Raw genomic sequence first — 23,780 nt, 5'->3', positions numbered from 1 at the left:
CGGCGGCGAAACCCCCGAAAACCGAACGCCATGAGCCGGATTACCCGCCCCTTCCGCGATATTGCCACCGCGCTGGCCCTCCTGACGCGGATCCCGGCACGGGCGCGGTTCGACCGCATGGCGCAGGCGTCCTGGGCCTGGCCGCTGGCCGGTCTTCCCGTGGCGCTGCTGGCCTGGGCACTCGGCATGGCCGCCCTGGCGCTCGGGCTGCCCCCCACGGTCGCGGCCGGCGTCGTGCTGGCGGCGCAGATGATCCTGACCGGCGCCATGCACGAGGACGGGCTGGCCGATTGCGCCGACGGCTTCTGGGGCGGGTTCGACCGCGACCGGCGGCTGGCGATCATGCGCGACAGCCAGGTGGGCAGCTACGGGGTTCTGGCGCTGATCCTGTCGCTGGGCCTGCGCTGGGCCGCGCTTGCCCCCCTGATGGATCTTTGGCCCTGGCAGGCGGGCGCGGCGTTGCTCGCAGTATCGCTTCTGTCACGCGCGGCCATGTTGCCCGTTGCGACCACCCTGCCCCACGCCCGCGATGACGGCTTGTCGAAGACCACCGGTCGTCCCACGCCGCGCGCGGCGCTCGTCGGTACCATCCTAGCCTTAGGGTTCGCGCTCGCCGCGCTGGGGGCCGCGGCCCTCGCCCCGATAGCGGCCGCGACCCTGGCGGCTGCGCTGGCAGCGCTGATCGCGCGGGCCAAGATCGGCGGGCAGACGGGCGACGTCCTGGGCGCAACGCAGCAACTGGCCGAGATCGCCGCGCTTGCCGCCCTCTGCGCGACGTTGCCCTAGGGGTCTAGTCGGCCCGGCACCGAAGCATCTGGTCCAATTCGCTGTGGCACATCGCGCCCCACCGCCGGAACGGTGCGCACTTCCCTGCATCACTGGTCCCAAAATACTCATGCTCCCCTGCCTGCCCGAAGCGCCGCGTCCGGGGTGGCAGCACCCACGAAAAAAGCCGCACCCGAAGGCGCGGCTTCCTTAATTTGCCGGACAAATTGGATCAGGCGGCAGCCTTGCGGCTGGTCAGCACCGAATCGATCTGGCTCTGCGCCGCGGTCTCGTCATCGCCGGACACGGCGGCAAACTCGCGGGTCAGACGCTCAAGCGCGGCTTCGTAAAGCTGACGCTCGGAATAGCTCTGCTCGCGCTGATCGTCGGTGCGGTGCAGGTCGCGCACCACCTCGGCGATGGCGATCAGGTCGCCCGAGTTGATCTTCTGCTCGTATTCCTGGGCGCGGCGGGACCACATGGCCTTCTTCACCTTGGCCTTGCCCTTCAGCGTGGTCATCGCCTTGGTGACGACATCGGGGCTCGACAGCTGGCGCATGCCGACCTCGGACGCCTTGTGGGTGGGTACACGGAGGGTCATCTTGTCCTTCTCGAACGAGATGACGAACAACTCCAACTCGATCCCCGCGATTTCCTGCTTCTCGATGCTGACGATCTGGCCGACCCCGTGAGCGGGGTAGACGACGTATTCGTTCGGACGGAATTCAGGATTCTTGGATTTACTCATGTTCAGACATTTCCTTTGCAGGCCCCAGTTCAGCGAACGACACGGGAGCCGGCGGGCAACACACAAAAACCACCAACCGGATCAACAAGCCAAAGGCATCCCCATCGGCCAAGGCCGACGATGAACGCCGTGTCGCAATCGCATTGATCGAAGCATAGCATAAAATCGCACCCTGCGAAAGTGCGCGTGCCGCAGGGCAGCATTGACGATTCACGGCACAGGGACCGTGCCGGCCGGGCTGGGATCAGCCGCCTTCGCCCGGGTTGGGCGAGAACAGCTCCATCTTGCCGTCCTTGCCGTCCATCTCCTCGGCGGTGGGCAGAGGGTCCTTCTTGGTGATGATGACCGGCCAGATCTCGGAATACTTGCGGTTGAACTCGACCCATTTCTCGGCGTCGGGCTCGGTATCCGGTAGGATCGCGTCGGCGGGGCATTCCGGTTCGCAGACGCCGCAATCGATGCATTCATCGGGGTGGATCACCAGCATGTTCTCCCCCTCGTAGAAGCAATCCACGGGGCAGACTTCGACGCAGTCGGTGTATTTGCAGGCGATGCAATTGTCGTTGACGATATAGGTCATGGGCGTCTCTCAGGGCTGGTCGCGGGTGGTCTAGCCGCCCGGTCGGGATCATTCAAGCGTGCGCCCCAAACCTTGTGCGTTCATGTCGCGCCGGTCCTTCTTGGTCGGCCGCGCACCCGGACGCGGGGCCGCTTCGGGCCGGGGCGGTACGGGCGGCGAGTGGTCCGCATAAAGCGCCTGCGCCTCGGGCGCGGGGCCGCGTCGCGTGCCGAGTTCGCGCACCTCGACCACCCGGATCGCGCGCCCCTGGGCGAAGGTCAGCGTGTCGCCCACCCCCACCGAGGCCGAGGGTTTCGACACGCGCACGCCGTTCACCCGCACGCCGCCCGCCGTCACCAGCTTGGCCGACAGCCCGCGCGTCTTGAAGAACCGCGCGAAGAACAGCCACTTGTCCAGCCGGATCGTCGGGCGCGGCTCCAAGCTACTTGTCGTCCTTCAGGCCCATGAGGGCCGCGGCGAAGGGGTTGTCGGGATCGATGGCCTTCTCGCGCTTGGGCGGGCGGGCCTGGTGAGTTTGCGGCTTGCCGTTCTTCGCGGGCTTGCCACCGCTCTTGCGCCGTCCGTCGCGCTTGCCCTTGGGTTTGCCCCCCTGACCACGGGGCTTGTTGCCCTGGCGATTGGGACGGTTGCCCCCCCAGGTGAAGGTGTAAAAGACCTCGGTCTCGGGCGCGGCGTCCGCCGTGTCGGCGTCCAGGCCGGCGCCATCGACATCCGCGTCGGTCGCGGCGGCGACGGCGTCGTCACCTTGCTTGACCGCATCGCCGGGCGTGTCGGTGGCGGGTTCCGGCGTCACCGGGTCGGTGCCGGCCTCCATGCTGGGCGCGCCGCCCGGGTCGGGCTGGGTCGGCACCTCGGCGGGCGGTGTGGCGGGGGCCTCGCCCGGGGTTTCCACGGGCGTCTCGTCCGGCGTGGCGGGCGGCGTCTCGGAGGGCGGATCGGCGGGCGTCTCGGCGGGCGCGTCGGGACGGTCGGGCGTATCGCTCGCGGCCTCGGCCGGGGCGGGTTTGACCTTATCGCGCTCGCCGCGCTCGGCCTTGTAGCCCAGCCCGCCCATCAGGTCGGCGAATTGCTCCAGCGTCATGCCCGTGATCGACAGCATGTCTGCCTTGGCCTCGAACCCGCCGCGGCTGTCCTCGCTGCGCAGCATGTCGGCCAGGCGTTCCAGCATGTCGATCCGGATGGCGCGGCTGCCGGCGGGGCGATAGCCGCTCATCAGGTGGGCGCCCTCCTGCGCGTCGGGGTCGACCGGGATCGTCACCAGGCCCGGCGGCGGGCTTTCGGGGAAACTGTCGAAGCCCTGCGACAACGACCACAGCACCAGTCGCAGGCGGGTGGGGGCGGGCTTCAGCAGGGCGGGCATGAAGATGGTAAACTGGCCGAAGCGGACCCCGTGCTTGCGCAGTGCGCCGCGCGCGTCCTGGTCCAGGTCCTTGACCTCGCCTGCCACGCCGTCGCGGGCCAGGATGCCGAAGCCCTCGACCATGCGGAAGGCGAAACCACGCGCCAGCCCGGTCAGCGCCTCGTCGTTCTTCATCGCGAGGAGCGGCTCGAACAGGGCCGCGATCTTGCGGTCGACGAAATGCTGCAGGCGACGCTGCACGCGTTCGGCCACGTCCGTCCCGGCCTCGTCGTCGACGAAGGCCTGAACGCCGGGCTTCAACGGGTCGTCGCCCTTGACCAGCTTGCCCACGGCGGCGTCGCCCCACATGAGGCCACCCTGCTCGGTAAAGTCGATCTCGGTGTCGGGGGCGTTGTAGAACCTGTCGGAGCGCAGGTGGAACTGCGGCGCCAGCGCGGCGGTCGCGGCCTGGCGCAGGGTCTTGGCCTCGTCCGGCGATGCGGATTGCGCCTGTCGGAAGCGGAATCCCTCGAGCCGCCCCAGGATCTGTCCTTCGACGGTCACTTCGCCGTTTTCGTTCACTTCGGCCAAAAGGCTCTCCTTCTGCTTGAGCCGGCGCAAAAGGACGCTTGTGCGCCGGTCCACGAATCTTTGCGTCAGACCCGCGTGAAGCGCGTCCGACAGGCGGTCTTCTACTGCGCGGGTCGCTTCGCGCCAATGTTTTTCGTCGTCGACCCATCCCTTGCGCTGCGCCACGTAAGTCCAGGTGCGGATATACGCCAGCCGCTTGGACAACGTGTCGATGTCGCCATCGGTTCGATCGATGCGCTTGACCTGCCGCGCCATCCAGTCGTCGGGCACGCGGCCGAGGTCGTGCAGGAAGCCGAAGATCCGCTCGAGCATGCCCGCGTGTTCGCCCGCGCTGATGCCGCGGAAATCGGGGATGCGGCAGACATCCCACAGAAGCTTCACGGCCTTGCCGCCGGCGCAGGCGTTGCGGATCTCGGGGATCGCGGATAGCCGCTTCAGCGCGGACAGGTCGTCGGCCTCGCGCGCGCGAGACAGGCGCGGATGATCGGCCCGCGCCTCCAGCGACGCGATCAGCGCCTCGGTCGAGCCGAATTGCAGCGCCGCGTTGCGCCAGTTCAGCACCTTCAGGGGCGCGAAACGGTGGTTGGTGATTGCCTCGACCACGCCTTCGTCCAGCGGCCGCGCCTCGCCCGTCACGCCGAAGGTGCCGTCGGACATGTAGCGCCCGGCACGGCCCGCGATCTGGGCCAGCTCGTTCGGCATCAGGTCGCGCATGCGGCGCCCGTCGAACTTGCTGGTCGAGGAAAACGCCACGTGGTCGATATCGAGGTTCAGACCCATCCCGATGGCGTCGGTGGCGACCAGGTAGTCCACGTCGCCGTTCTGGTACATCTCGACCTGCGCGTTACGCGTGCGCGGCGACAGCGCCCCCATGACCACGGCCGCGCCGCCCTTCTGGCGGCGGATGAGCTCGGCGATGGCGTAGACGTTGTCGACCGAGAATCCCACGATGGCCGAGCGCGGACGCATCCGCGACAACTTGCGCGAACCGGAATAGATCAGGGTCGAAAACCGCTCGCGCTTCATGAATTGCGCGCCGGGCACCAGCTCGGCGATGGCGCCGCGCATGGTCTCGGCGCCCATGAACAGGGTCTCGTGCGTTCCGCGGGCGCGCAGCAGGCGGTCGGTGAAGACGTGCCCCCGTTCGGGGTCGGCGCAAAGCTGAATCTCGTCGATGGCGACGAAATCGGCGCCCATGCCGTCGGGCATCGCCTCGACCGTGCAGACCCAGTACTGGGTGCGCTCGGGCACGATCCGCTCTTCCCCGGTGATGAGCGCCACGACCGACGGGCCCCGGATGGCGACGATCCGGTCGTAGACCTCGCGCGCCAACAGTCGCAGCGGCAGGCCGATGATGCCGGTGCGATATCCCAGCATCCGGTCGATGGCGTAATGGGTCTTGCCGGTATTCGTGGGCCCCAGGACCGCCGTGATCCGCCCTGTCTGCGATGTCATCGCGCGCCTTTCGCGGTGGCCGCCTGCCTGCTCCCTACTTGGCGTGCGCGGCGCGCGGGATCAACCCACCGGCAGGATTGTCCGGGACCAGGGCCGGACGTTACAGGCCCGGCAGCCGGTCCAGCAGCCCGCGCCGCGAGAAACGTGCGCCCTCGGAGGTGCCGAAGGCATAGCTTGCGCCGATCTCGATGAAGATGTCGTCGGCGCTCGACCCCATCACGGTGGCATCGGTGACACCCAATTCGCCCGATAGCCGCAGCGAGTCGGTCACGGCGTAGTCGATCCCGACGCCGACACGGGTCAGCTCGGTGGCGCCATCGAAATCCGCGTGATCGAGCCCGAGACCCATGAAGAGCTGCGGCTGCAACTCGTAATCGGCCTGCAGGCCAAGGACCGTGGCGTGGTCTCCGCGATACTCGGCCCAGCCCAGGTTCGCCTCGACATCGAACAGGGCGAAGCTGCGGCTGGCCTCGACGCCCAGCTCGTCCACGTTCGACGACAGCAACTCCTCGTGGGTGTAGTAGACCCCGACCGCAGTGGCCCAGTCGAGGTAATAGATCCCGTGCAGGCCCAGCGAGACCTCGGACTGGTCGACGCGGTTGAACTCGAAATAGGAGGCATCGACCTGGACGCCGAAATCCGGCGTGAGGTCGAACTGGAAGCTGCCCTGGACCGCGGTCTTGCCGAAGCTGGTACTGCTGCTGGGTCCGATCAGGTCATCCTCGAACCGCGAGAACGACAGCGAAACGTCGCCACCGTGGAATTCCACGGCATGGGCTGCGGGGGCGGCGATCGCCAACGCGCACGCCAAGGCGCAAATCTTGCACGGTTTCATGATATTTCCTGCTCAAGGATCGTTTATTCTTTGGCGATCCTTGTACAGTTTTTCCAAGTCTTGCGCAAATCATTGGAAGCGAATTTCCGCCAATCCAAACGCGACCCGTCAGCCGGTCAGAGCGTCTGCCCCTCGGCCAGCAATTCGAGCCGGTCGATGGCGGCCTGCGCGTCGGTGTTGCCGGGATAGAGTTCGACCACCTCGCGCCAGGCGCGCAGCGCCAGGTCCGGCTGGTCGAGATCCGCCAGGATGATGCCCAACCCCGACAGCGCCCCGAAATGGCGCGGGTTCAGCGACAGCGTGGCCTCGAGATCGGACATGGCGAGGCCCAGACGCCGCTGCTGGAAATAGGCGGTGGCCCGCGCGTGGTAGCCTTCGGCGAAGTCGGGGGCGTGGTCCACCAGCGCGCTCAGATGCATCACGGCGGCTTTCAGGTTGCCCTCTTCCATCGCGTCGCGGCCGCGCGTCAGCAGCACGTCCATGGCGGGCGAGCCGGATTGCGACCACTCGGTCAGGATCTTGTCGGCGATCCGCTCGGCATCCGTGCCCTCGGCAGTTGCAAGCGCGGTGAAAAGATCATCGACCCCGTCCTGCGCGGCCGCGGGCAGCGCCAGCGAAATCATGAATGCCGCAACGGCAGATTTGAGTCTTTGCACGGCAACCTCCATATCTTGTCATTGAAAACTCTAGCGCATCGCGCGCCGAATGCACGGGTGCGATGGCTCACAACCAAGGGAGATTCCACCATGAGCGACGTCATCAACGCCGCGGTCGAGCAACTGAACGCCAAGGTCGGCGGATCCTATGACGGGTCGGCCAAGTTCGTGATCGAGGACGAGGGTTCGATCATGCTCGACGATGCGGGCGCCCGGGCCGCCGACGAGGACGCGGAGGTGACGATGACCGCCGACGCCGACACCTTCAAGGAGATCATGGATGGCGAGCTGGACCCAACCCAGGCCTTCATGACCGGCCGGCTGACCATCGACGGCGACATGGGCCAGGCGATGAAGCTGGCGCAGGTCCTGTAAGGCCCAATGGAGCCCGCCCCCCTTTTCGACGACGTGGCCGACGCCCCCGCCGGGGGCGTGGCCGAGTGGCGGCAGGCCGCGGACGGGCAACGCCTGCGGCTGGCCCACTGGCGCCCCGAGGGCGCGCGCGGCACGGTCCTGATGCTGCCGGGCCGGACCGAGTATGTCGAGAAATACGGGCCTACGGCTGCCGAGTTCGCCAAGTCCGACCTGGCCATGATCGCAATCGACTGGCGCGGACAGGGCCTGTCGGACCGCATGCTGGACGACCCCATGGGCGGCCACGTGATGCATTTCGCCGATTTCCAGCAGGATTTCGACGTGATGCTGCAGGCAGCGGCCGATCACGACCTGCCGAAGCCCTGGTACCTGCTGGGCCACTCCATGGGTGGCGCCATCGGACTGCGCGCGCTCAACCGTGGCGCACCGGTGGAGCGCGCCGCGTTCTCCAGCCCCATGTGGGGGATCCAGATGTCGTCGTCGCTGCGCCCCATGGCCTGGGGACTCAGCTGGGTGGCACGCCGCGTGCGGATGGATCACACCTATGCGCCGGGCACGTCTGGCGCGTCCTACCCCAATGCCACGCCCTTCGACGGCAACATGCTGACCTGCGACCGCGACCAGTATGACTGGATGGCGCGGCAGGTGGAAAAACACCCCGAGCTTGGGCTGGGCGGCCCGTCTTTGCGCTGGCTGAACGAGGCTCTGGTGGAATGCCGGGCCCTGGCCGCGCTGGCCTCGCCCGACATTCCGTGCCTGACAGTGCTGGGCTCGGAAGAGATGATCGTCGACCCCGCGCGCATTCATAGCCGCATGGATCGCTGGCCGGGCGGACGGCTTATGATGGTCGAGGGCGGACGCCACGAATGCATGATGGAAATGCCCGAGCGTCGCGACGCGGTGTTCGACGCGCTGCGGGCGCATTTCACGGTGGACGGCTAAAGGCCCCGCCCCAGCGCGGCCTTCAGCGCCATTGCACAGAGGTGCCACATCCATAAAGATCTGCTCACGGGCGCCAGACGCCCCGAGCCTGGATTGCACCGCCATGAGCTGGGATCTCATCGTATTTGCCGCCGGTACGCCCACGACGACCGGGCCATCGGGCGCCGCGCATCTGCCGGACGATTTCGAGCCGACGGCGATCGGCACCGCCGCCGAGTTGCGGCGTGTCATCTCGGACATCTTCCCGGCCACGGACTGGAGCAATCCCGGCTTAGGTGTCCTCGACCGCGACGGCTTTTCCTTCGAGATCGCACTCGAATCGGACGGCCCGGTCACGTCATTCACGATATTCACACGCGGCGACGCCACGGGCGCGGCCGGGCTGCTCAGGGACCGGACGGGTTGGCAAATGATCGAAACCGGCGGCGGGAGCTGGCTGGGCGAGGCCCAGGCAGCCGAGGCCGGACGCGCAAAGGCCGCCGACTATCTCACCGATGCGGCAGGCCGCCACCGGTCATCAAAAGGCAGGTCGCTGTTCTCGAGGCTGTTCCGGCGCTGACCTGTCGGCGCAAGACCCGCGGCGCTTAGGCCGCCGAGTATCCCGGGATCTCGTCGCCACTGCTTTCCACCTCGATATTGGCAAAGGAGTGACGCAGCGCCACGGACCAGTCCGCCGACATCTTCTGGTAAACTTCGTCGTCGGCCTCGATCCGGCGCTGGCGGCTCACGCGGCAGCTGTCGGTTTCGATCACCACCAGGTCCAGGGGCATCCCCACCGACAGGTTCGACCGCAGGGTGGAATCCATCGACAGCAGGGCCGCCTTCTGCGCGTCGCCCAGGCTCGTCTCGGGCGTCACGACCCGGTCGAGAATCGGCTTCCCGTACTTGTGCTCACCGATCTGCAGGAACGGGGTGTCGGCCGTCGCCTCGATGAAGTTGCCCTCGGCATAGATCAGGAACATGCGCGGCTCGCCCCCGCGGCGTTGTCCCGCCACGATCATCGACGCGCGGGCCGATTGCGCCCGCTCGCCCAGCTTGTGGGCCACGTTCGCGCTGACGGTCGACAGGGTGTCGCCCACCATTTCCGCCACCTGAAGCATCGTGCCGGCCGTCATGATCGAGGTCGCATCGGGATCGTCGATGGCCTCTTGCAGGCGCGCGATCGTGGTCTGCGTGGTCGACAGCGACCCGGCGGTCATGATGGTGATGACCCGCTCGCCCGGGTCCTCGAAGGTGAACATCTTGCGGTAGGTCGAGATGTTGTCGATCCCCGCGTTGGTGCGTGTGTCGGACAGAAGGACCATGCCTTCGTTCAGAAGCAGGCCGACGCAATATGTCATGGTAAATAAGCTCGTTTTCGGCTTGCGGCCCGCCCAGAGGGGCCGCGTGGCATGTGTATACGCCGTCACACGACGTGGTGCGAGCAGCAACGCAGCGTTACGCCCCTCGGGTCCCCGCGAAATGCGGACAAGTGACGCAAACGCGCATCATTGCTGTTGCTGCGCGGCCTCCTGCACCTTCACATCCACGTCCAGATGCTCGTCCCCGCCGCCAAGGGCCATGCCCCGGATGGGTGCCGCCGCGACCGAGTCGAGCCCCGAGCCGACTCGGACGTATTTCTCGTCGGGGCAGCACCGGTTGGCCGCGTCGAATCCGACCCAGCCGATATCGTCCACCCAGATCTCGGCCCAAGCGTGGCTCGCTTCGTGGGCTGCGCCGTCGCTCGACGCGTGAAGGTAGCCGGTGACATAGCGCCCGGGCATCCCGGCGGCGCGGGCCACGGCGATCAGGGCGTGGGTCTGGTCCTGGCAGACGCCCTGCCCCAGTTCCAGCGCCTCGGCGGCCGTCGTCTCGGAACGGGTCGCGCCGGGCGTGTAGGGGATCGCGTCGCTGATCGCGTGGGCCAGCGCATGTGCCCGGTCCAGCGCGTTCCCGATCCCGTCGACCGCACCGGCCGACAGGTCGCGCAGGTCCTCGTTCAGCCGCGTCATGGGCGAGGCCCGCAAATAAGCCAGCGGCGGCACTTTCTCACGCAGCCCTTTGACGAAGCCGGTCAGGTCGCGGGTCTCGACCGTGCCGCTGACGGCGACGGTGACATCGCTGACGTGGCGCATGGACACCGTCTCGATCCAGTCGCCGGCGCCGTCGCGGAAGGCCGCGCCGCGCTGCGCGGTGTGACCCTCGATATCGACGGACCATGCCTCGACGGTCTGGCCCTCGAAGTCGGTGGGCCACAGGCGCAGGCTTTGCGTCAGCGAGACTTTCGGCGCGTCGAAGCGGTAGCGGGTGCGGTGGCTGATCTCGAGTCTCATCGTGCATCCCCGCTCAGGTAGGCGTCATGGACCGTGGCGCCCAGCCGGTTCACGTCGGCAATGATGCCGCGCAGGAACTGGTGCAGGCCGCGGTCGAAAATATCTTCGGTATCGGTGGCCTCGAGCCTGGCGACCAGGTCGCGTGCCCGGGCCTGCGCATCGGTCTCGCGCCCATAGGCGCGGGCCAGGCGGTCCAGGTGCACGCGAACCCCGTCGGCCGCGTTGATCAGCGACCGGGGCGCCTGGCGGTTCAGCACCAGGAAATCCACGATCTTGCCGGCCGTCACGTCGCCGCCATAGACCCAGTGGAAGGCGCGCGTGGCGTTCATGGCGCGCAGCACCGTGCGCCACTGGTAGTTGTCCAGCCCCGAGCCGACGAAGCCGATATCGGGCAGCAGGACGTAGTATTTCACGTCCAGTATACGCGCGGTGCTGTCAGCCCGCTCCAGATGGTGCCCGATATTGGTGAAGTCGTAGCCGTCGTTGCGCAATTGCGTGGCCAGGCCCGCGCCACGGATCAGCGAACAGGCGCGCAGGGTCCAGTCGATCAGGTCGGTGGTCGACAGGTTCGATCTTTCGGTCCGGGCCATTTCGCCCAGCTCGGCGTGGGCAGCATTCAGCGCTTCCCAGACCTGCGTGGTCAGGGCGGTGCGCACGATGCGCCCGTTCTCGCGCGCCGCCGACAGGCAGCTGGCCACCGATGAGGCGTTCTCGCGGTCGAAGAACAGGTGGGTTTCGACGTTGCGCTCGACCGCCTGGCCGTATTTCGCATCGAAGGCTTCCTTGGTGCCCGAGGCGAGAAGCACCGACTCCCACTCGTTTCGGTTGCCCCCGGCGGTGTCGGGCAGCATGGCGTTGCGCGCGCCGACTTCCAGCAGTCGGGCGTTGGTTTCGGCCCGCTCGATATAGCGGGCGATCCAGTAGAGGTTGTTCGCGGTTCTGCTCAGCATGATCTCAGTTCCCCGCGATGACCCAGGTGTCCTTGACCCCGCCGCCCTGCGACGAGTTTACCACCAGCGAGCCTTCCTTCAACGCGACCCGCGTCAGGCCGCCCGGCACAAGGTTCACCTCCTGCCCGACAAGGCAGTAGGGCCTCAGGTCCACGTGGCGCGGCGCGACGCCCTCGTCCACGAAGGTGGGACAGGCCGACAGGCTCAGCGTCGGCTGGGCGATGTAGTTGTCGGGGTTCTCGCGGATCTTGGTGGCGAAAAGCTCGATCTCGGACTTGGTGGATTTCGGCCCCACCAGCATTCCGTAGCCGCCCGAGCCATGGACCTCCTTCACCACCAGGTCGTCGAGGTTTTCCAGCACGTACTTGCAGTCATCCGCCTTGGCGCATTGCCAGGTCGGCACGTTCTTGAGGATCGGCTCCTCGCCCAGGTAAAAGCGGACCATGTCCGGCACGTAGGTATAGACGGCCTTGTCGTCGGCCACGCCCGCGCCCGGTGCGCTGCAAATGCTGACACCGCCCGAGCGATAGACGTTCATCAGGCCCGGGATGCCCAGCATGCTGTCGGGCCGGAAACACAGCGGGTCGATGAAGGCGTCGTCCAGGCGGCGATAGATCACGTCCACGCGCTTGGGGCCCTCGGTCGTGCGCATCCAGACGAATTCGCCCTCGACGAACAGGTCCTGCCCCTCGACCAGCTCGACCCCCATCATGTCGGCCAGGAAGCTGTGCTCGTAATAGGCCGAGTTGAAACTGCCGGGGGTAAGGATCACCACGCAGGGATCGCCCTCGCATTTTTTCGGCGCGACCGAGCGCAGGGTCCGCTTCAGCTGCGCCGGGTAGGTCTCGACCGGGGCGATGCGGTTCTCCTGGAACAGCGTGGGGAACATCCGCATCATGATCTCGCGGTTTTCCAGCATGTAGCTGACGCCCGACGGCGTGCGGCAATTGTCCTCCAGCACGAAGAACTCGTCCGGACCCGTGCGCACCAGGTCGATGCCCACGATGTGGCTGAACACGCCGGCCGGCGGGGTGAAGCCCGCGACAGCGACCTCGTAGGCGTCGTTCTGGTAGACCAGGTGCCCCGGGATGCGTCCGGCCCGCACCATTTCGCCGCGGTTGTACATGTCGCCGAGGAAGGCATTCAGCGCCCGCGCCCGCTGCTTGATGCCGCGATCCAGCACGTCCCACTCGGCCGCCGAGAAGACGCGCGGGAACATGTCGAACGGGATCAGCCGGTCGGGGCTGCCCCCCTCGCCGTAGACGGCGAAGGTGATGCCGATACGCCGAAACAGCGCCTCCGCCTCGGATTGCTTCATGCCGCGCAAATCGTCGGGCATGTCGCGCGCCCAGGCCTCGAGCCCGGCATAGGGCGCCCGCACGGCGCCGTTTTCGTACATTTCGTTAAAGCTGTCGGCCATCGGTCCCCCGGGCATTTGTTAACGACATCCTAGGTTGCGCGTCTGCAAGCGCAACCAATCGGCCAGGAAAGCGCTCGCCCGGTGGACACCTGCCCCTTTTTTGGGCACCTCGCGGCGCCCGACCCGAGGTCGGTCCGCGCCCCATCAAGCGTCGGCCCGACCGACGCTGGCGCCCTCTCGAGGCAGGCCTTCGAATATACCCAGGCCCATCACTGGTCCGAAAATACTCATGGGACGACAGCGCCGCGTGCGGCGACGCCGAAGCCGCGCGCTCACTTGGCAGCCTCCCGTCCCGCCCTACACCAACCCCCATGGCCGAGTCGCTTCTGAGCTTCACCGATCGCGGGATCTATTGCGCCGCGGGCGATTTCTTCATCGACCCGTGGCGGCCGGTGGACCGCGCGCTCATCACCCACGGGCACGCCGACCACTCGCGCCCGGGCATGGGCCGATACCTCGCGACGGGCGCCGCCGCGCCGGTGATGCGTCACCGCCTAGGCGATATCGCCATCGACACCATCGCATTCGGCGAACGGCGGCAGATCAACGATGTCATCGTGTCCTTCCACCCGGCCGGCCATGTCCCCGGCTCGGCCCAGATCCGGGTCGAGCATCGCGGCGAGGTCTGGGTCGTCTCGGGCGACTACAAGACCACGCCCGACGGCCTGTCCGAGCCGTTCGAGCCGGTGCGCTGCCATGCCTTCATATCCGAATGCACCTTCGGCCTGCCGGTGTTCAAATGGGCGCCCGAGGACGACGTGCGCGCCGAGCTGAACGACTGGTGGCGCCGGAACGCGGCCGATGGCAAGACCTCGATCATCGGGGCCTACGCGCTGGGCAAGGCGCAACGCCTGCTGACCAGCGTCGACCCCGGGATCGGACCGATCCTGACCCATGGCGCCGTCGAGAACACCAATACCGTCATGCGCCACCAGGGGATCGCCCTGCCCGACACGCTGCGCGTGACGCCGGACATGGACCCGAAGGCGCAGAAGGGCGCGCTGGTCGTCGCGCCGCCCTCGGCGCTCGGCACGCCCTGGGCGCGGCGGTTCGGGCCAAGCTCTACCGCCTTCGCCAGCGGCTGGATGGCCATGCGCGGCGTGCGGCGGCGGCGGGCGGCCGACCGGGGCTTCGTCATCTCGGATCACGCCGACTGGCCGGGTCTGAACGCGGCCATCGCCGAGACGGGGGCCGAGCGCATCTTCGTCACCCACGGATACACCTCGATCTTCCGGCGCTGGCTGGAAAGCCAGGGCTACGACGCCGCCATCGTCGAGACCGAGTACGAGGGCGAAAGCCTGGACGCCGCCGAGCCCGAGGACGCGGCATGAGCGGCTGGCCGACCTTCCGCAGCAAAACCGGGGCCGCGCGGTGAAACGCTTCGCAGCCCTTTTCACCGCGCTCGACCAGACGACGAAGACCAACGCCAAGGTCGACGCGCTCGCCGCCTATTTCACCGCGGCGCCCGAGGACGACAAGCTCTGGACCATCGCGCTGCTTTCCGGGCGGCGCCCCAAGCGCACGGTCGTCGCCACGCGCCTGCGCGAATGGGCCGCCGACCGCGCGGGCCTGCCGCTGTGGCTGTTCGAGGAATGCTATCCCATCGTGGGCGACCTGGCCGAGACCATGGCGCTGATCCTGCCCGACGCCACCCGCGACAGCGACCGCAGCCTGACGCACTGGATCGGCGAGATCCGCGCGCTGGCCAAGCTGGACGACCCCGAGAAACGCGCACGTATCCTCGACGCCTGGGACCAGCTGCCCAAGATCGAACGCTTCGTGTTCAACAAGCTCATCACCGGCGGCTTCCGCATGGGCGTGAGCCAAAAGCTGATGACCCGCGCGCTCAGCCGCGCCACCGGTATCGACGAGCCGGACCTCGCCCATCGGCTCATGGGCGACTGGCAACCCGACAGCACCAGCTTCGAGTCGCTGATCCTGACCCACGACCCCGAGGCGGACCTGTCGAAGCCCTATCCCTTCTACCTCGCCTACCAGCTCGACGGCGGCCCCGCGACGCTGGACGCCCCGCCCGGCGACTGGGCGGCCGAGCGCAAGTGGGATGGCATCCGCGGCCAGCTGATCCTGCGCGGTGGCAACCACTACCTGTGGTCGCGCGGTGAAGAGCTGATGACCGACCGCTTCCCCGAGCTCGCGCGCCTCATCGACCACGTTCCCCCAGGCACGGTGCTGGACGGCGAAGTCCTTGCCTGGAAGGACGGCGCGCCCCTGCCCTTCAACGCGCTGCAAAAGCGCATTGGCCGCAAGACGGTCCCCAAGGCGCTTCTGCGCGACGCGCCGGTGATCCTGTATGCCTACGACCTGCTGGAATGGGACGGGCAGGACATCCGCGCGCGGCCCTTCGACGACAGGCGCGGGCTGCTCGAGGACGTGGCGTCCGGGGTGCCGGAAGACATGCCGCTTCGCCTGTCGCCATTGGTGAGCTTCGACGACTGGGACCGGCTCGCCAAGATCCGCGACGGCTCGCGCGAGCATATGAGCGAGGGGATCATGCTGAAACGCCGCGACAGCCCCTATCGCGACGGGCGCAAGCGCGGCGACTGGTGGAAATGGAAGGTCGATCCACTGACCATCGACGCGGTGATGATCTATGCCCAGCAGGGCCACGGCCGCCGCGCCAACCTGTTCACCGATTTCACCTTCGCGGTCTGGGACGGCGATCAACTGGTGCCCTTCACCAAGGCCTATTCCGGCCTGACGGATGCCGAGTTCCGCAAGATCACCGCCTGGGTGCGCAAGAACACGCTCGAACGCTATGGCCCCGTGCGGCAGGTGACGCCGCAGCACGTGTTCGAAATCGCCTTCGAAGGGATCCAGGAAAGCCCGCGCCACAAGTCGGGCGTCGCGCTGCGCTTTCCACGCATGAGCCGCTGGCGCCACGACAAGCCCCTGTCCGAGGCCAACACCCTGGCCGACCTGAAGGACATGCTGGCGGCATATGGCTGACGCCGCCCGGGCCGCTCCGCGCGTGCGGAGCGTCGCGACATGAGTATTTCCGGACCAGTGATGCAGGGCGCGTGCGGGGGCTGAACCGCCCGTCGCGCCCCTGCCCCGCATCACTGGTCTGAAAATACTCGATCCGACGCTTTCCGCCGGAGCGCGGCCCTGTCATCACTGGTACCCGAGTACCTTTGCGCAATTTCGCCGGCCGCGCGCGGTCGGCCGTTCGGAACCTGCCCCCGCCGCCCGCGTGTTGGGACCGCAATACCGGACCCCGAAGGACACCCCATGGACGACGACAGCGACCTGCCCCACGCCACGCCCGACCGGGACTACGACACGATCGGCGAGAAGCCGGCCGGCGCCGCGCCGGTGCCCCGCCCGAAGGTGCCCGGCACCCTGCCCCCGCGCGGTGCCTGCGACGCGCATGTACACATCCTCTCGGGCCGCGACGAGTTCGAGCTCTGGGAAGGCCGGAGCGAGGATCCGCCGCCGGGGCGCGGGCTGGACGACTGGCTGGACCTGCTGAACGCGCATCTCAGCACGCTCGAGATCGACCGCGTCGTGCTGGTGCACTCGATCCTCTACGGCACCGACAATGCCGTGACGCTGGCCGCGCTGAAACGGCTGGGCGACCGCGCCCGCGGCGTGGGCCTGGTGAGCGACGACGCGACGGCGGCCGAGCTCGACCGCTTCGCCGATGCGGGCGTGCGGGCCATCCGGCTGAACCACGTGCATGGCGGCGTGATCTCGTGGGCCGGCGTGCAGCGCCTGGCGCCGATGCTGGCCGAACGCGGGATGCACGTGCAGATGCTGGTGCACGCGCATCAGCACCTGGACGACCTGGCCGACGGCATCGCCGCGCTGCCCTGCCCGGTCGTGCTCGACCACCTGGCCTGGCCCGAGCTGGGCGATGACCGCGGCCTCGACACGCTGGAAAGGCTCGTGGGCGACGGCCACGCGGTGACCAAGCTCAGCGGCATCTACCGCTTCAGCGACGCGCCCTGGCACGCGGCGGACCCGCTCGTCCATCGGCTGGTGCAGGCGAACCCGGACGGGATCCTGTGGGGCTCGGACTGGCCGCATATCATGCTGAACGGCGCCCCCATGCCCGATGCCGGCATGCTGCTCGACGCCTTCTTCCGCGCCGTCACCGACAGCGATGCGCGGCAGAAGACGCTGGTCGACACCCCGGCACGGCTGTTCGGCTTCTAGGCGGGGCCTTCCACCCGGGCGTCGCGGCCCCTATGTCGAGGGGCAAGAGACATCCCAACAGGAGCCGCCATGCCCATCGCCACACCGCTTTTCGACGCCAACGCCTCGGCAGGGGGCCGCGACCTGGGCGATCTGCCCGAATGGGACCTGAGCGATCTCTACGCCGCGCCGGACGCGCCCGAGCTGAAGCGCGACATGGACTGGCTGGAAAAGGCCTGCGCGGATTTCGCGTCGGATTACCAGGGCAAGCTGGCCGATCTCGACGCCGTCGGCTGGCGCGACTGCATTGCCCGGTACGAGCGGATCGACATGGTCGGCGGGCGCATCATGTCCTACGCGGGCCTGCGCTATTACCAGCAGACCACCGACGCCGGACGCGCCGCGTTCCTGTCGGACTGCCAGGACAAGATCACCGGCTATACCACGCCGCTCGTGTTCTTCAGCCTCGAGGTGAACCGCATCCCGGACGAGACGCTGGACGCCGTGTTCGAGGCGGATGCCGAGGTCGCCCGCTACAAGCCGGTGTTCGAGCGCCTGCGCGCCATGCGCCCCCACCAGCTGAGCGATGAGCTCGAGCAGTTCCTGCACGACCAGTCCGTCGTGGGCGCCACCGCCTGGAACAAGCTGTTCGACGAGACCATCTCGGGCCTCGAATTCGACGTGCAGGGCGAGGTGCTGGGCATCGAGTCGACGCTGAACCTTCTGACCGATCGCGACCGCGCCAAGCGCGAGGCCGCCGCGCGCGAGCTGGGGCGTGTCTTTTCGGCCAACGTGAAAACCTTCGCGCGCGTGCATAACACGCTGGTGAAGGAGAAGGAGGTCGAGGATCGCTGGCGCAAGATGCCCACGCCGCAGACCGGCCGTCACCTGGCCAACCACGTGGAGCCCGAGGTGGTCGAGGCGCTGCGCGACGCAGTGGTCGATGCCTACCCGCGTCTGTCGCACCGCTACTACGAGCTGAAGCGCAAGTGGCTGGGGCTCGACACACTGCAGGTCTGGGACCGCAACGCACCCCTGCCGATGGAATCGGACCGGGTCGTCGACTGGCCGGCCGCGCGCGGCATGGTGATGGACGCCTACGCCGATTTCTCGCCCAAGCTGGCCGAGCTGGCCGAGCCGTTCTTCGACCGCGGCTGGATCGATGCCGCGGTGAAGCCCGGCAAGGCGCCCGGCGCCTTCGCGCACCCGACGGTCACCGACGCGCATCCCTACGTCATGCTCAACTACCTGGGCAAACCGCGTGACGTGATGACGCTCGCCCACGAGCTGGGCCACGGCGTGCACCAGCGCCTTGCCGCCGCGCAGGGCGAAATGCTGGCCTCCACGCCGCTGACGCTTGCCGAGACGGCCAGCGTCTTCGGCGAGATGCTGACCTTCCGCAAGCTGCTGGCGGGCGCGAAGGACAAGGCCGAGCGCAAGGTCCTGCTGGCCGGCAAGGTCGAGGACATGATCAACACCGTCGTCCGGCAGATCGCGTTCTACGATTTCGAGTGCAAGCTGCACGAGGCCCGCAAGGGCGGCGAGCTGACGCCTGATGCCATCAACGCCCTGTGGATGAGCGTGCAGGCCGAAAGCCTGGGGCCCGCGTTCGAGTTCATGGACGACTACCAGGTCTACTGGGCCTACATCCCGCACTTCGTCCACTCGCGCTTCTACGTCTACGCCTACGCGTTCGGCGACGGGCTGGTGAACGCGCTGTATGCCGCCTACGAGGACGCGCCCGAAGGCTTCCAGGACAAGTATTTCGAGATGCTGAAGGCCGGTGGATCGAAGCACCACAAGGAGCTTCTGGCGCCCTTCGGGCTGGACGCGTCCGACCCGGCCTTCTGGCAAAAGGGCCTGTCGATGATCGAAGAGATGATCGACGAGCTGGAAACGATCGACGACTAACGCCGCGATCGTGTCCAAATGACGCCATCTTGCGCGGGCAAACCGGGCCCAGACCCGAGTTTTCCCGCGCAAGGCCCGCCATGCTGTTCGACCCCATGCTCCTAGGTAATGCCGCCCTGTTCGCCGGCATTTTCGGAGCGAGCTTCCTCGATCTCGACGAGCTGTTCGGCGGTGATGACGATGATGGCGCGACCGTGCCCGAGGACGCGTCTGACACCGGCACCGGCGAGAGCCCGCTGTCGGTGGTCATGGGCACTTCCGGTGACGATCTGATCGAGGAAACCGCGCCCGCAGCGCGGGACTACGACATGGGCGACGGCAACGACACGGTGGATGCCAATGTCGGTGATGACACGATCCGCGCTGGCGATGGCGACGACAGTGTCCTGGGCCGGTTGGGCGACGACGAGATCGACATGGGCGCCGGGGCGGACGTGGCCGAGGGCGGATTCGGCGACGACCTGATCGTCGGCGGTGACGCCGCCGACGACGGCAACGACACGCTTTCTGGCGAATCAGGCGACGATACACTTGTGGGGGGCGCGGGCGAGGACCTGCTCAGGGGCGGCAAGGACAGCGACAGCCTTCAGGGCGACGCCGGCAACGACACGCTCGAAGGCGGCGAAGGCGCCGACCTGCTGGTGGGCGGTGACGGTGACGATTCGCTGAACGGAACCTACGGGACCAGCACGCTGTCGCGGACGGTGGCCGAGGACCTGTCCGATACGCTCGAAGGCGGCGCGGGCGACGACATCCTGCGCCTTGGCGCCGGCGATTTCGGCAGCGGCGGCGACGGGTCCGATACGTTCCTCATCGACGCGGCCATCCTCGACGCCGCGCCGGGCGGCGCGGCCGACCCGACGGTGATCCGCGACTTCACCGCCGGGCTGGACCTGATCGAGGTCGAGTACGAGGGCCGCACCGAACCCGACAGCGTGGTGATCCAGTCGCGGGGCGACGGATCGGGGTCGGCCATCATCGTCGACGGTGTGACGGTCGCCTTCGTCGAAGGCGATTCCGTACTGACGCCCGCCCAGATTCGGCTGGTTCAGGCGCCCTGATCGACCTTGCCGGCCAGCGCGGCATCGAGCATCGCCTGCGTGCCGCGCGCGTCCTCCAGCGTCCACGCGTAGGGCGTACCCTCGCTCAGGGTGCGGCAATAGGCTTCGACCTGTAGGACGTACTGGTTCACCTCCGGGAAGCGGATGGTCCGGCGTTCGGTGCCCGAAGGCTCGATGCAGATCTCGGCCTGGTCGTAAGCGCCGGCGTTGAAGGGGGCCTTCATGGTGATCGTGCCGGTGGTGCCGTGGAAACTCACATGCTGATAGCGCGCCATGCGCATCGAAACCATCGACTGGAAGCCGAAACGGGGGAAGCGCGCGTCGATCCGGGCCACGGTGTCGAAATCGGACTCCATGGTCAGGTGTGCGCTCAGCTCGGACGGCTCTTGTCCGGTGGCCAGACGCGCACAGCCCATGGCGTAGACGCCGATGTCGCGGATACCGCCGCCGCCCATCCCGGGCTGGTTTCGCACGTTCTCGGGCTTGTCGGCGTTGTTGTAGCAGAACACCGCATTCACATGGCACAGATCGCCGATGGTGCCGTCCGCGAGCAACTCGCGCACCATCTTCCACTGCGGATGATGCGCGATCATATAGGCCTCGGTCGCCATCAGCCCCGACTCGTCGCGCGCCGCGATCAGGTCGTCGTACTGTTCCGCGGTCATCGCCATGGGCTTTTCGCACAGCACGTGCTTGCCCGCCGCCAGCGCCTTCAGCGACCATTCGACATGCAGGTGGTTTGGCAGCGGGATGTAGACCGCGTCGATGCTGTCCGAGGCCAGCAGCGCGTCGTAGCTGTCGAACACGTCAAGATCGGGCTCGATCCCCTGGAACGGCGCGGCCTTGTCGGACGAGCGCGTGGCCAGCCCCGCCAGCCGCGCGCCGCGCGCCGCGTGGATGGCCGGTGCCATTTGCGACAGTGCGAAGCTCGACGCGCCGAGAATCCCGAAGTTTACCGTTTTCATGGTCGGTCCCCCTATCCTGTTTCGCGCCGACCCTAGGGGGCATCGCCGGCAGTGTCAGCGGCAAACGCGAAGGGCCGGAACCGCTGATCGCGCGGTCCCGGCCCTTTCACCTTATCAGTTGTGCCGCGATCAGGCGTCCGCGGTCATGCCCTTCTCGGCCGCGAGCTCAGTCATGCGCTTTTGCAGCTTTTCGAAGGCGCGCACCTCGATCTGGCGGATGCGCTCGCGGCTGACATCGTACTGCCCGCTCAGGTCTTCCAGCGTGATCGGCTGGTCCTGCAGCCGACGCTGGGTAAGAATGTCCTTCTCGCGGTCGTTGAGCACATCCATGGCCTGCGCCAGAAGCGCCCGACGCGACTCAAGCTCGTCACGCTCCTCGTACTCGGTGGCCTGGTCGGCATCCTCATCCTCTAGCCAGTCCTGCCACTGGGCCGTGCCCTCGCCATCGGCACTGATCGTCGCGTTCAGAGAGGCGTCACCACCCGACATGCGCCGGTTCATCGAGATCACCTCGTCCTCGGTCACGCCGAGATCGTTGGCGATCTGCTTCACGTTCTCGGGCCGAAGGTCGCCGTCTTCCAAGGCACCGATGCGGTTCTTCGCCTTGCGCAGGTTGAAGAACAGCTTCTTCTGCGCGCTGGTGGTGCCCAGCTTCACCAGCGACCACGACCGCAGGATGTATTCCTGGATCGACGCGCGGATCCACCACATGGCGTAGGTCGCGAGGCGGAAGCCCTTGTCGGGGTCAAAGCGTTTGACCGCCTGCATCAGGCCCACGTTCGCCTCGGAAATCACCTCGGCCTGGGGCAGGCCGTAGCCGCGGTAGCCCATGGCGATCTTCGCGGCGAGGCGCAGGTGCGACGTCACCATCTTGTGCGCGGCTTCCGTATCGCCGTGATCGACCCAGCGCTTGGCCAGCATGAATTCCTCTTCCGGCTCCAGCATGGGGAACCGGCGGATTTCCTGAAGGTAACGGTTCAGTCCCTGTTCCGGCGACGGGGCCGGTAGGTTCGCGTAGCTTGCCATGGTCACTCCCTATCTTTGGGCGTGGACGCCCTTGCATCCGAAATGGTGAACCGATCGGTTCAGTTCAAGATGCCAAGGGCCGTTTTCGTATTGCTCACGAAGATTAAGAAACTGCGAAGACGAAAGGTCCAGCAAGGCGCCGCAACGTGTCGTCGCACTCACGCGGTTGTGTCGTCCCGTGCGCCCGCCAGTGCTTCGACCAAAGCTTCAAGATCATCCGGCAAAGCACTGTTAAAGAACATTTCTTCGCCTGTTCCAGGATGCTCGAAGCCCAATCTCTCGGCGTGCAGCGCCTGCCGCGGGAATGCCGCCGCCTCGGCCGCGCCGGGCAGCTTGGGGGAAACCTTGCGGGTGCCGCCGTAGACCGGATCGCCGATCAGCGCGTGGCCGGCGTGGCGCATGTGCACCCGGATCTGGTGGGTGCGCCCCGTCTCCAGCCGGCACGACACCAGCGCGGCCGAGGGTCCCAGCGCCCGCTCGACCGAGACGCGCGTGACCGCGTGACGCCCGCCGCTGAAGGTCACCGCCTGGCGCTGCCGGTCGTGGGGGTGGCGCCCAAGACCCGTGGTGATCTTCAGGACCGCACCCTCGGCGCTGATGCCCGGCAAGCCCAGAAGCCGCGCGTCGGCGGGGTCGGGCACGCCGTGGCAGACCGCGAGATATCGCCGGTCGACGCTGTGGGCGGCGAATTGCGCCGACAGCCCGTGATGGGCGCGGTCCGATTTCGCGACCACCAGCAGGCCGCTGGTGTCCTTGTCGATGCGGTGCACGATGCCCGGCCGCTTCTCGCCCCCGACGCCGGACAGGGCATCGCCGAAATGGTGCAGCAGACCGTTGACCAGCGTTCCCGTGGGCGTGCCCGGGGCGGGATGCACCACCAGACCGGCGGGCTTGTCGACCACGGCCAGATCGTCATCCTCGTAGACGATGGCCAGGTCCATGGGCTCGGGCGCCATGTGGCTTTCGGCCTCCTGCGGGACGGTCACGGTGATCTCGTCGCCCTCGGAGACCGCTGCCTTGGGGCTGGTCAGAACCACGCCATCGCGGCTGACCGCGCCATCCGCGATCAGCCGGGCCAGCCGCGAGCGGCTGAGATGCGCTTCCTCTGGCACGTCACGCGCCAGCGCCTTATCAAGGCGCGGCGGCGGCGTTTCCCCGAGGATCACGGTCCAGATGACAGACGACATGCAACAGGCTCCCGAACCCCGCGACGGGGCGTTGACGGTGCTCAAATGGCTGGTGATCGCCCTGACCGCAACCATGCTGGTGGGGATGATGGCGCTGGTGTGGCTGTTCTTCACCCGCTTCCCGGCACCCGGACCCGCCCTGCCCGATCAGATCGCCCTGCCCGAGGGCGCGCGCGCGACCGCCTTCACCCGCGGGTCGGGCTGGCTGGCCGTGGTCACGGGGGACAACGAGATCCTGATCTTCTCGCCCGATGGGGAAACCCTGCGCCAGCGCATTCGTATCGAACAGCCCTGACGGATCGCATCTGTCCGAACACAGGCGCAGGCGGACATCAGCTGCCGTGCCGGGGTATGAGAAGTTAGGTGGAGAGTGGTACCACCTCCCCGGCTCGAACGGGGGACCTCCTGATCCACAATCAGGCGCTCTAACCAACTGAGCTAAGGCGGCACTCGACGTCCAAATAGCCATGCGGCGCGGGCTCTGCAACCCCAAACCGGGCCGCTTGG

The 23,780-nt window shown here is 67.4% G+C and carries 23 protein-coding genes and 1 tRNA gene; 10 read left to right on the top strand and 14 right to left on the bottom strand.

From position 1 onward, the window contains the following. Nucleotides 1–30: 30 nt before the first annotated feature. Nucleotides 31–786 (top strand): adenosylcobinamide-GDP ribazoletransferase, encoded by a 756-nt coding sequence (gene cobS / locus BMX96_RS16140; protein WP_091846415.1) that lies wholly within the window; start codon nt 31–33, stop codon nt 784–786. 211 nt (nt 787–997) lie between these two features. On the opposite strand, the gene BMX96_RS16135 is transcribed toward cobS, so the two are convergent. The 6 genes from BMX96_RS16135 to BMX96_RS16110 form a co-directional block, all read right to left on the bottom strand. Further along, the gene (locus tag BMX96_RS16135; RefSeq protein ID WP_091846414.1) at nt 998–1,513 is read right to left on the bottom strand and encodes a CarD family transcriptional regulator; all 516 of its coding nucleotides are present in this window, start codon (nt 1,511–1,513) and stop codon (nt 998–1,000) included. 244 nt (nt 1,514–1,757) lie between these two features. Next, a complete protein-coding gene (fdxA, locus tag BMX96_RS16130; protein WP_073129230.1) occupies nt 1,758–2,093 on the bottom strand; it encodes a ferredoxin FdxA in 336 nt (111 codons plus the stop codon). Nucleotides 2,094–2,141: 48 nt separating this feature from the next. After that, entirely contained in the window at nt 2,142–2,513 is a 372-nt protein-coding gene (locus BMX96_RS16125) for an RNA-binding S4 domain-containing protein (protein WP_091846413.1), read from the bottom strand. A gap of 1 nt (nt 2,514) precedes the next feature. Then, nucleotides 2,515–5,478 (bottom strand): helicase-related protein, encoded by a 2,964-nt coding sequence (locus BMX96_RS16120; RefSeq protein WP_091846412.1) that lies wholly within the window; start codon nt 5,476–5,478, stop codon nt 2,515–2,517. Between the two features lie 100 nt (nt 5,479–5,578). Continuing rightward, entirely contained in the window at nt 5,579–6,313 is a 735-nt protein-coding gene (locus BMX96_RS16115) for an outer membrane beta-barrel protein (RefSeq protein WP_407944675.1), read from the bottom strand. 116 nt (nt 6,314–6,429) lie between these two features. Continuing rightward, a complete protein-coding gene (locus tag BMX96_RS16110) occupies nt 6,430–6,969 on the bottom strand; it encodes a tetratricopeptide repeat protein (RefSeq protein WP_084140660.1) in 540 nt (179 codons plus the stop codon). 90 nt (nt 6,970–7,059) lie between these two features. Between BMX96_RS16110 and BMX96_RS16105 the strand changes: the two genes are divergently transcribed. The 3 genes from BMX96_RS16105 (at nt 7,060) to BMX96_RS16095 (ending at nt 8,845) form a co-directional block, all read left to right on the top strand. Further along, nucleotides 7,060–7,344, top strand: a complete 285-nt coding sequence (locus tag BMX96_RS16105; protein WP_073129225.1) for an SCP2 sterol-binding domain-containing protein — start codon at nt 7,060–7,062, stop codon at nt 7,342–7,344. A gap of 6 nt (nt 7,345–7,350) precedes the next feature. Beyond that, nucleotides 7,351–8,286 (top strand): alpha/beta fold hydrolase, encoded by a 936-nt coding sequence (locus BMX96_RS16100; RefSeq protein ID WP_091846410.1) that lies wholly within the window; start codon nt 7,351–7,353, stop codon nt 8,284–8,286. 103 nt (nt 8,287–8,389) lie between these two features. Then, nucleotides 8,390–8,845 (top strand): hypothetical protein, encoded by a 456-nt coding sequence (locus tag BMX96_RS16095; protein ID WP_091846409.1) that lies wholly within the window; start codon nt 8,390–8,392, stop codon nt 8,843–8,845. A gap of 25 nt (nt 8,846–8,870) precedes the next feature. Here BMX96_RS16095 and BMX96_RS16090 read toward each other — a convergent pair whose 3' ends face one another. From BMX96_RS16090 to BMX96_RS16075, 4 genes are all read right to left on the bottom strand, one after another. Beyond that, on the bottom strand, nt 8,871–9,626 hold the full coding sequence (locus tag BMX96_RS16090; RefSeq protein WP_091846408.1) for a proteasome-type protease: 756 nt from the start codon (nt 9,624–9,626) through the stop codon (nt 8,871–8,873). A gap of 147 nt (nt 9,627–9,773) precedes the next feature. Then, nucleotides 9,774–10,598 (bottom strand): transglutaminase family protein, encoded by an 825-nt coding sequence (locus BMX96_RS16085; protein ID WP_091846407.1) that lies wholly within the window; start codon nt 10,596–10,598, stop codon nt 9,774–9,776. Next, the gene (locus tag BMX96_RS16080; RefSeq protein ID WP_073129220.1) at nt 10,595–11,548 is read right to left on the bottom strand and encodes an alpha-E domain-containing protein; all 954 of its coding nucleotides are present in this window, start codon (nt 11,546–11,548) and stop codon (nt 10,595–10,597) included. Before BMX96_RS16080 ends, BMX96_RS16085 begins: the two co-directional genes overlap by 4 nt. 4 nt (nt 11,549–11,552) lie before the next feature. After that, the gene (locus BMX96_RS16075; protein WP_073129219.1) at nt 11,553–12,968 is read right to left on the bottom strand and encodes a circularly permuted type 2 ATP-grasp protein; all 1,416 of its coding nucleotides are present in this window, start codon (nt 12,966–12,968) and stop codon (nt 11,553–11,555) included. A 311-nt stretch (nt 12,969–13,279) separates the two neighbouring features. On the opposite strand from BMX96_RS16075, the gene BMX96_RS16070 reads away from it, so the two are divergent. The 5 genes from BMX96_RS16070 (at nt 13,280) to BMX96_RS16050 (ending at nt 20,095) form a co-directional block, all read left to right on the top strand. Beyond that, on the top strand, nt 13,280–14,299 hold the full coding sequence (locus BMX96_RS16070) for a ligase-associated DNA damage response exonuclease (protein ID WP_091846406.1): 1,020 nt from the start codon (nt 13,280–13,282) through the stop codon (nt 14,297–14,299). Between the two features lie 40 nt (nt 14,300–14,339). Continuing rightward, on the top strand, nt 14,340–15,935 hold the full coding sequence (locus BMX96_RS16065) for an ATP-dependent DNA ligase (protein WP_091846405.1): 1,596 nt from the start codon (nt 14,340–14,342) through the stop codon (nt 15,933–15,935). A gap of 282 nt (nt 15,936–16,217) precedes the next feature. After that, nucleotides 16,218–17,144 (top strand): amidohydrolase family protein, encoded by a 927-nt coding sequence (locus tag BMX96_RS16060; protein ID WP_091846404.1) that lies wholly within the window; start codon nt 16,218–16,220, stop codon nt 17,142–17,144. Nucleotides 17,145–17,213: 69 nt separating this feature from the next. Beyond that, nucleotides 17,214–19,034: a M3 family oligoendopeptidase gene (locus BMX96_RS16055; protein ID WP_091846403.1), complete on the top strand. Its 1,821-nt coding sequence runs from the start codon at nt 17,214–17,216 to the stop codon at nt 19,032–19,034. 80 nt (nt 19,035–19,114) lie between these two features. Next, nucleotides 19,115–20,095: a calcium-binding protein gene (locus BMX96_RS16050; protein ID WP_091846402.1), complete on the top strand. Its 981-nt coding sequence runs from the start codon at nt 19,115–19,117 to the stop codon at nt 20,093–20,095. Here BMX96_RS16050 and BMX96_RS16045 read toward each other — a convergent pair. From BMX96_RS16045 to BMX96_RS16035, 3 genes are all read right to left on the bottom strand, one after another. After that, the gene (locus tag BMX96_RS16045; RefSeq protein ID WP_091846401.1) at nt 20,083–21,060 is read right to left on the bottom strand and encodes a Gfo/Idh/MocA family protein; all 978 of its coding nucleotides are present in this window, start codon (nt 21,058–21,060) and stop codon (nt 20,083–20,085) included. The two genes, BMX96_RS16050 and BMX96_RS16045, sit on opposite strands and share 13 nt — an antisense overlap. Nucleotides 21,061–21,189: 129 nt before the next feature. Further along, nucleotides 21,190–22,086 (bottom strand): RNA polymerase sigma factor RpoH, encoded by an 897-nt coding sequence (gene rpoH, locus BMX96_RS16040; RefSeq protein WP_073129251.1) that lies wholly within the window; start codon nt 22,084–22,086, stop codon nt 21,190–21,192. 158 nt (nt 22,087–22,244) lie between these two features. Continuing rightward, complete coding sequence (locus BMX96_RS16035; RefSeq protein ID WP_091846400.1) at nt 22,245–23,273, bottom strand: RluA family pseudouridine synthase; 1,029 nt, start codon at nt 23,271–23,273, stop codon at nt 22,245–22,247. Here BMX96_RS16035 and BMX96_RS16030 point away from each other — a divergent pair. Beyond that, on the top strand, nt 23,260–23,568 hold the full coding sequence (locus BMX96_RS16030) for a DUF6476 family protein (RefSeq protein WP_236737101.1): 309 nt from the start codon (nt 23,260–23,262) through the stop codon (nt 23,566–23,568). The two genes, BMX96_RS16035 and BMX96_RS16030, sit on opposite strands and share 14 nt — an antisense overlap. A 76-nt stretch (nt 23,569–23,644) precedes the next feature. On the opposite strand, the gene BMX96_RS16025 is transcribed toward BMX96_RS16030, so the two are convergent. Next, nucleotides 23,645–23,721: transfer RNA gene (locus BMX96_RS16025), tRNA-His, on the bottom strand. Nucleotides 23,722–23,780 lie beyond the last annotated feature (59 nt).

It is taken from the genome of Palleronia pelagia, from assembly GCF_900110115.1.
Classification (GTDB): domain Bacteria; phylum Pseudomonadota; class Alphaproteobacteria; order Rhodobacterales; family Rhodobacteraceae; genus Palleronia; species Palleronia pelagia.
The sequence above is the reverse complement of the archived record's forward strand: the minus strand, read 5'-3'. Positions and strand labels throughout refer to the sequence as shown.

Coding starts and splice junctions, on each gene's coding strand:
- cobS (WP_091846415.1), top strand. CDS start 31: ATGAGCCGGATTACCCGCCCCTTCCGCGATATTGCCACCGCGCTGGCC.
- BMX96_RS16135 (WP_091846414.1), bottom strand. CDS start 1,513: ATGAGTAAATCCAAGAATCCTGAATTCCGTCCGAACGAATACGTCGTC.
- fdxA (WP_073129230.1), bottom strand. CDS start 2,093: ATGACCTATATCGTCAACGACAATTGCATCGCCTGCAAATACACCGAC.
- BMX96_RS16120 (WP_091846412.1), bottom strand. CDS start 5,478: ATGACATCGCAGACAGGGCGGATCACGGCGGTCCTGGGGCCCACGAAT.
- BMX96_RS16115 (WP_407944675.1), bottom strand. CDS start 6,313: ATGAAACCGTGCAAGATTTGCGCCTTGGCGTGCGCGTTGGCGATCGCC.
- BMX96_RS16105 (WP_073129225.1), top strand. CDS start 7,060: ATGAGCGACGTCATCAACGCCGCGGTCGAGCAACTGAACGCCAAGGTC.
- BMX96_RS16100 (WP_091846410.1), top strand. CDS start 7,351: ATGGAGCCCGCCCCCCTTTTCGACGACGTGGCCGACGCCCCCGCCGGG.
- BMX96_RS16095 (WP_091846409.1), top strand. CDS start 8,390: ATGAGCTGGGATCTCATCGTATTTGCCGCCGGTACGCCCACGACGACC.
- BMX96_RS16090 (WP_091846408.1), bottom strand. CDS start 9,626: ATGACATATTGCGTCGGCCTGCTTCTGAACGAAGGCATGGTCCTTCTG.
- BMX96_RS16085 (WP_091846407.1), bottom strand. CDS start 10,598: ATGAGACTCGAGATCAGCCACCGCACCCGCTACCGCTTCGACGCGCCG.
- BMX96_RS16080 (WP_073129220.1), bottom strand. CDS start 11,548: ATGCTGAGCAGAACCGCGAACAACCTCTACTGGATCGCCCGCTATATC.
- BMX96_RS16075 (WP_073129219.1), bottom strand. CDS start 12,968: ATGGCCGACAGCTTTAACGAAATGTACGAAAACGGCGCCGTGCGGGCG.
- BMX96_RS16070 (WP_091846406.1), top strand. CDS start 13,280: ATGGCCGAGTCGCTTCTGAGCTTCACCGATCGCGGGATCTATTGCGCC.
- BMX96_RS16060 (WP_091846404.1), top strand. CDS start 16,218: ATGGACGACGACAGCGACCTGCCCCACGCCACGCCCGACCGGGACTAC.
- BMX96_RS16055 (WP_091846403.1), top strand. CDS start 17,214: ATGCCCATCGCCACACCGCTTTTCGACGCCAACGCCTCGGCAGGGGGC.
- BMX96_RS16050 (WP_091846402.1), top strand. CDS start 19,115: ATGCTGTTCGACCCCATGCTCCTAGGTAATGCCGCCCTGTTCGCCGGC.
- BMX96_RS16045 (WP_091846401.1), bottom strand. CDS start 21,060: ATGAAAACGGTAAACTTCGGGATTCTCGGCGCGTCGAGCTTCGCACTG.
- rpoH (WP_073129251.1), bottom strand. CDS start 22,086: ATGGCAAGCTACGCGAACCTACCGGCCCCGTCGCCGGAACAGGGACTG.
- BMX96_RS16030 (WP_236737101.1), top strand. CDS start 23,260: ATGACAGACGACATGCAACAGGCTCCCGAACCCCGCGACGGGGCGTTG.
- BMX96_RS16035 (WP_091846400.1), bottom strand. CDS start 23,273: ATGTCGTCTGTCATCTGGACCGTGATCCTCGGGGAAACGCCGCCGCCG.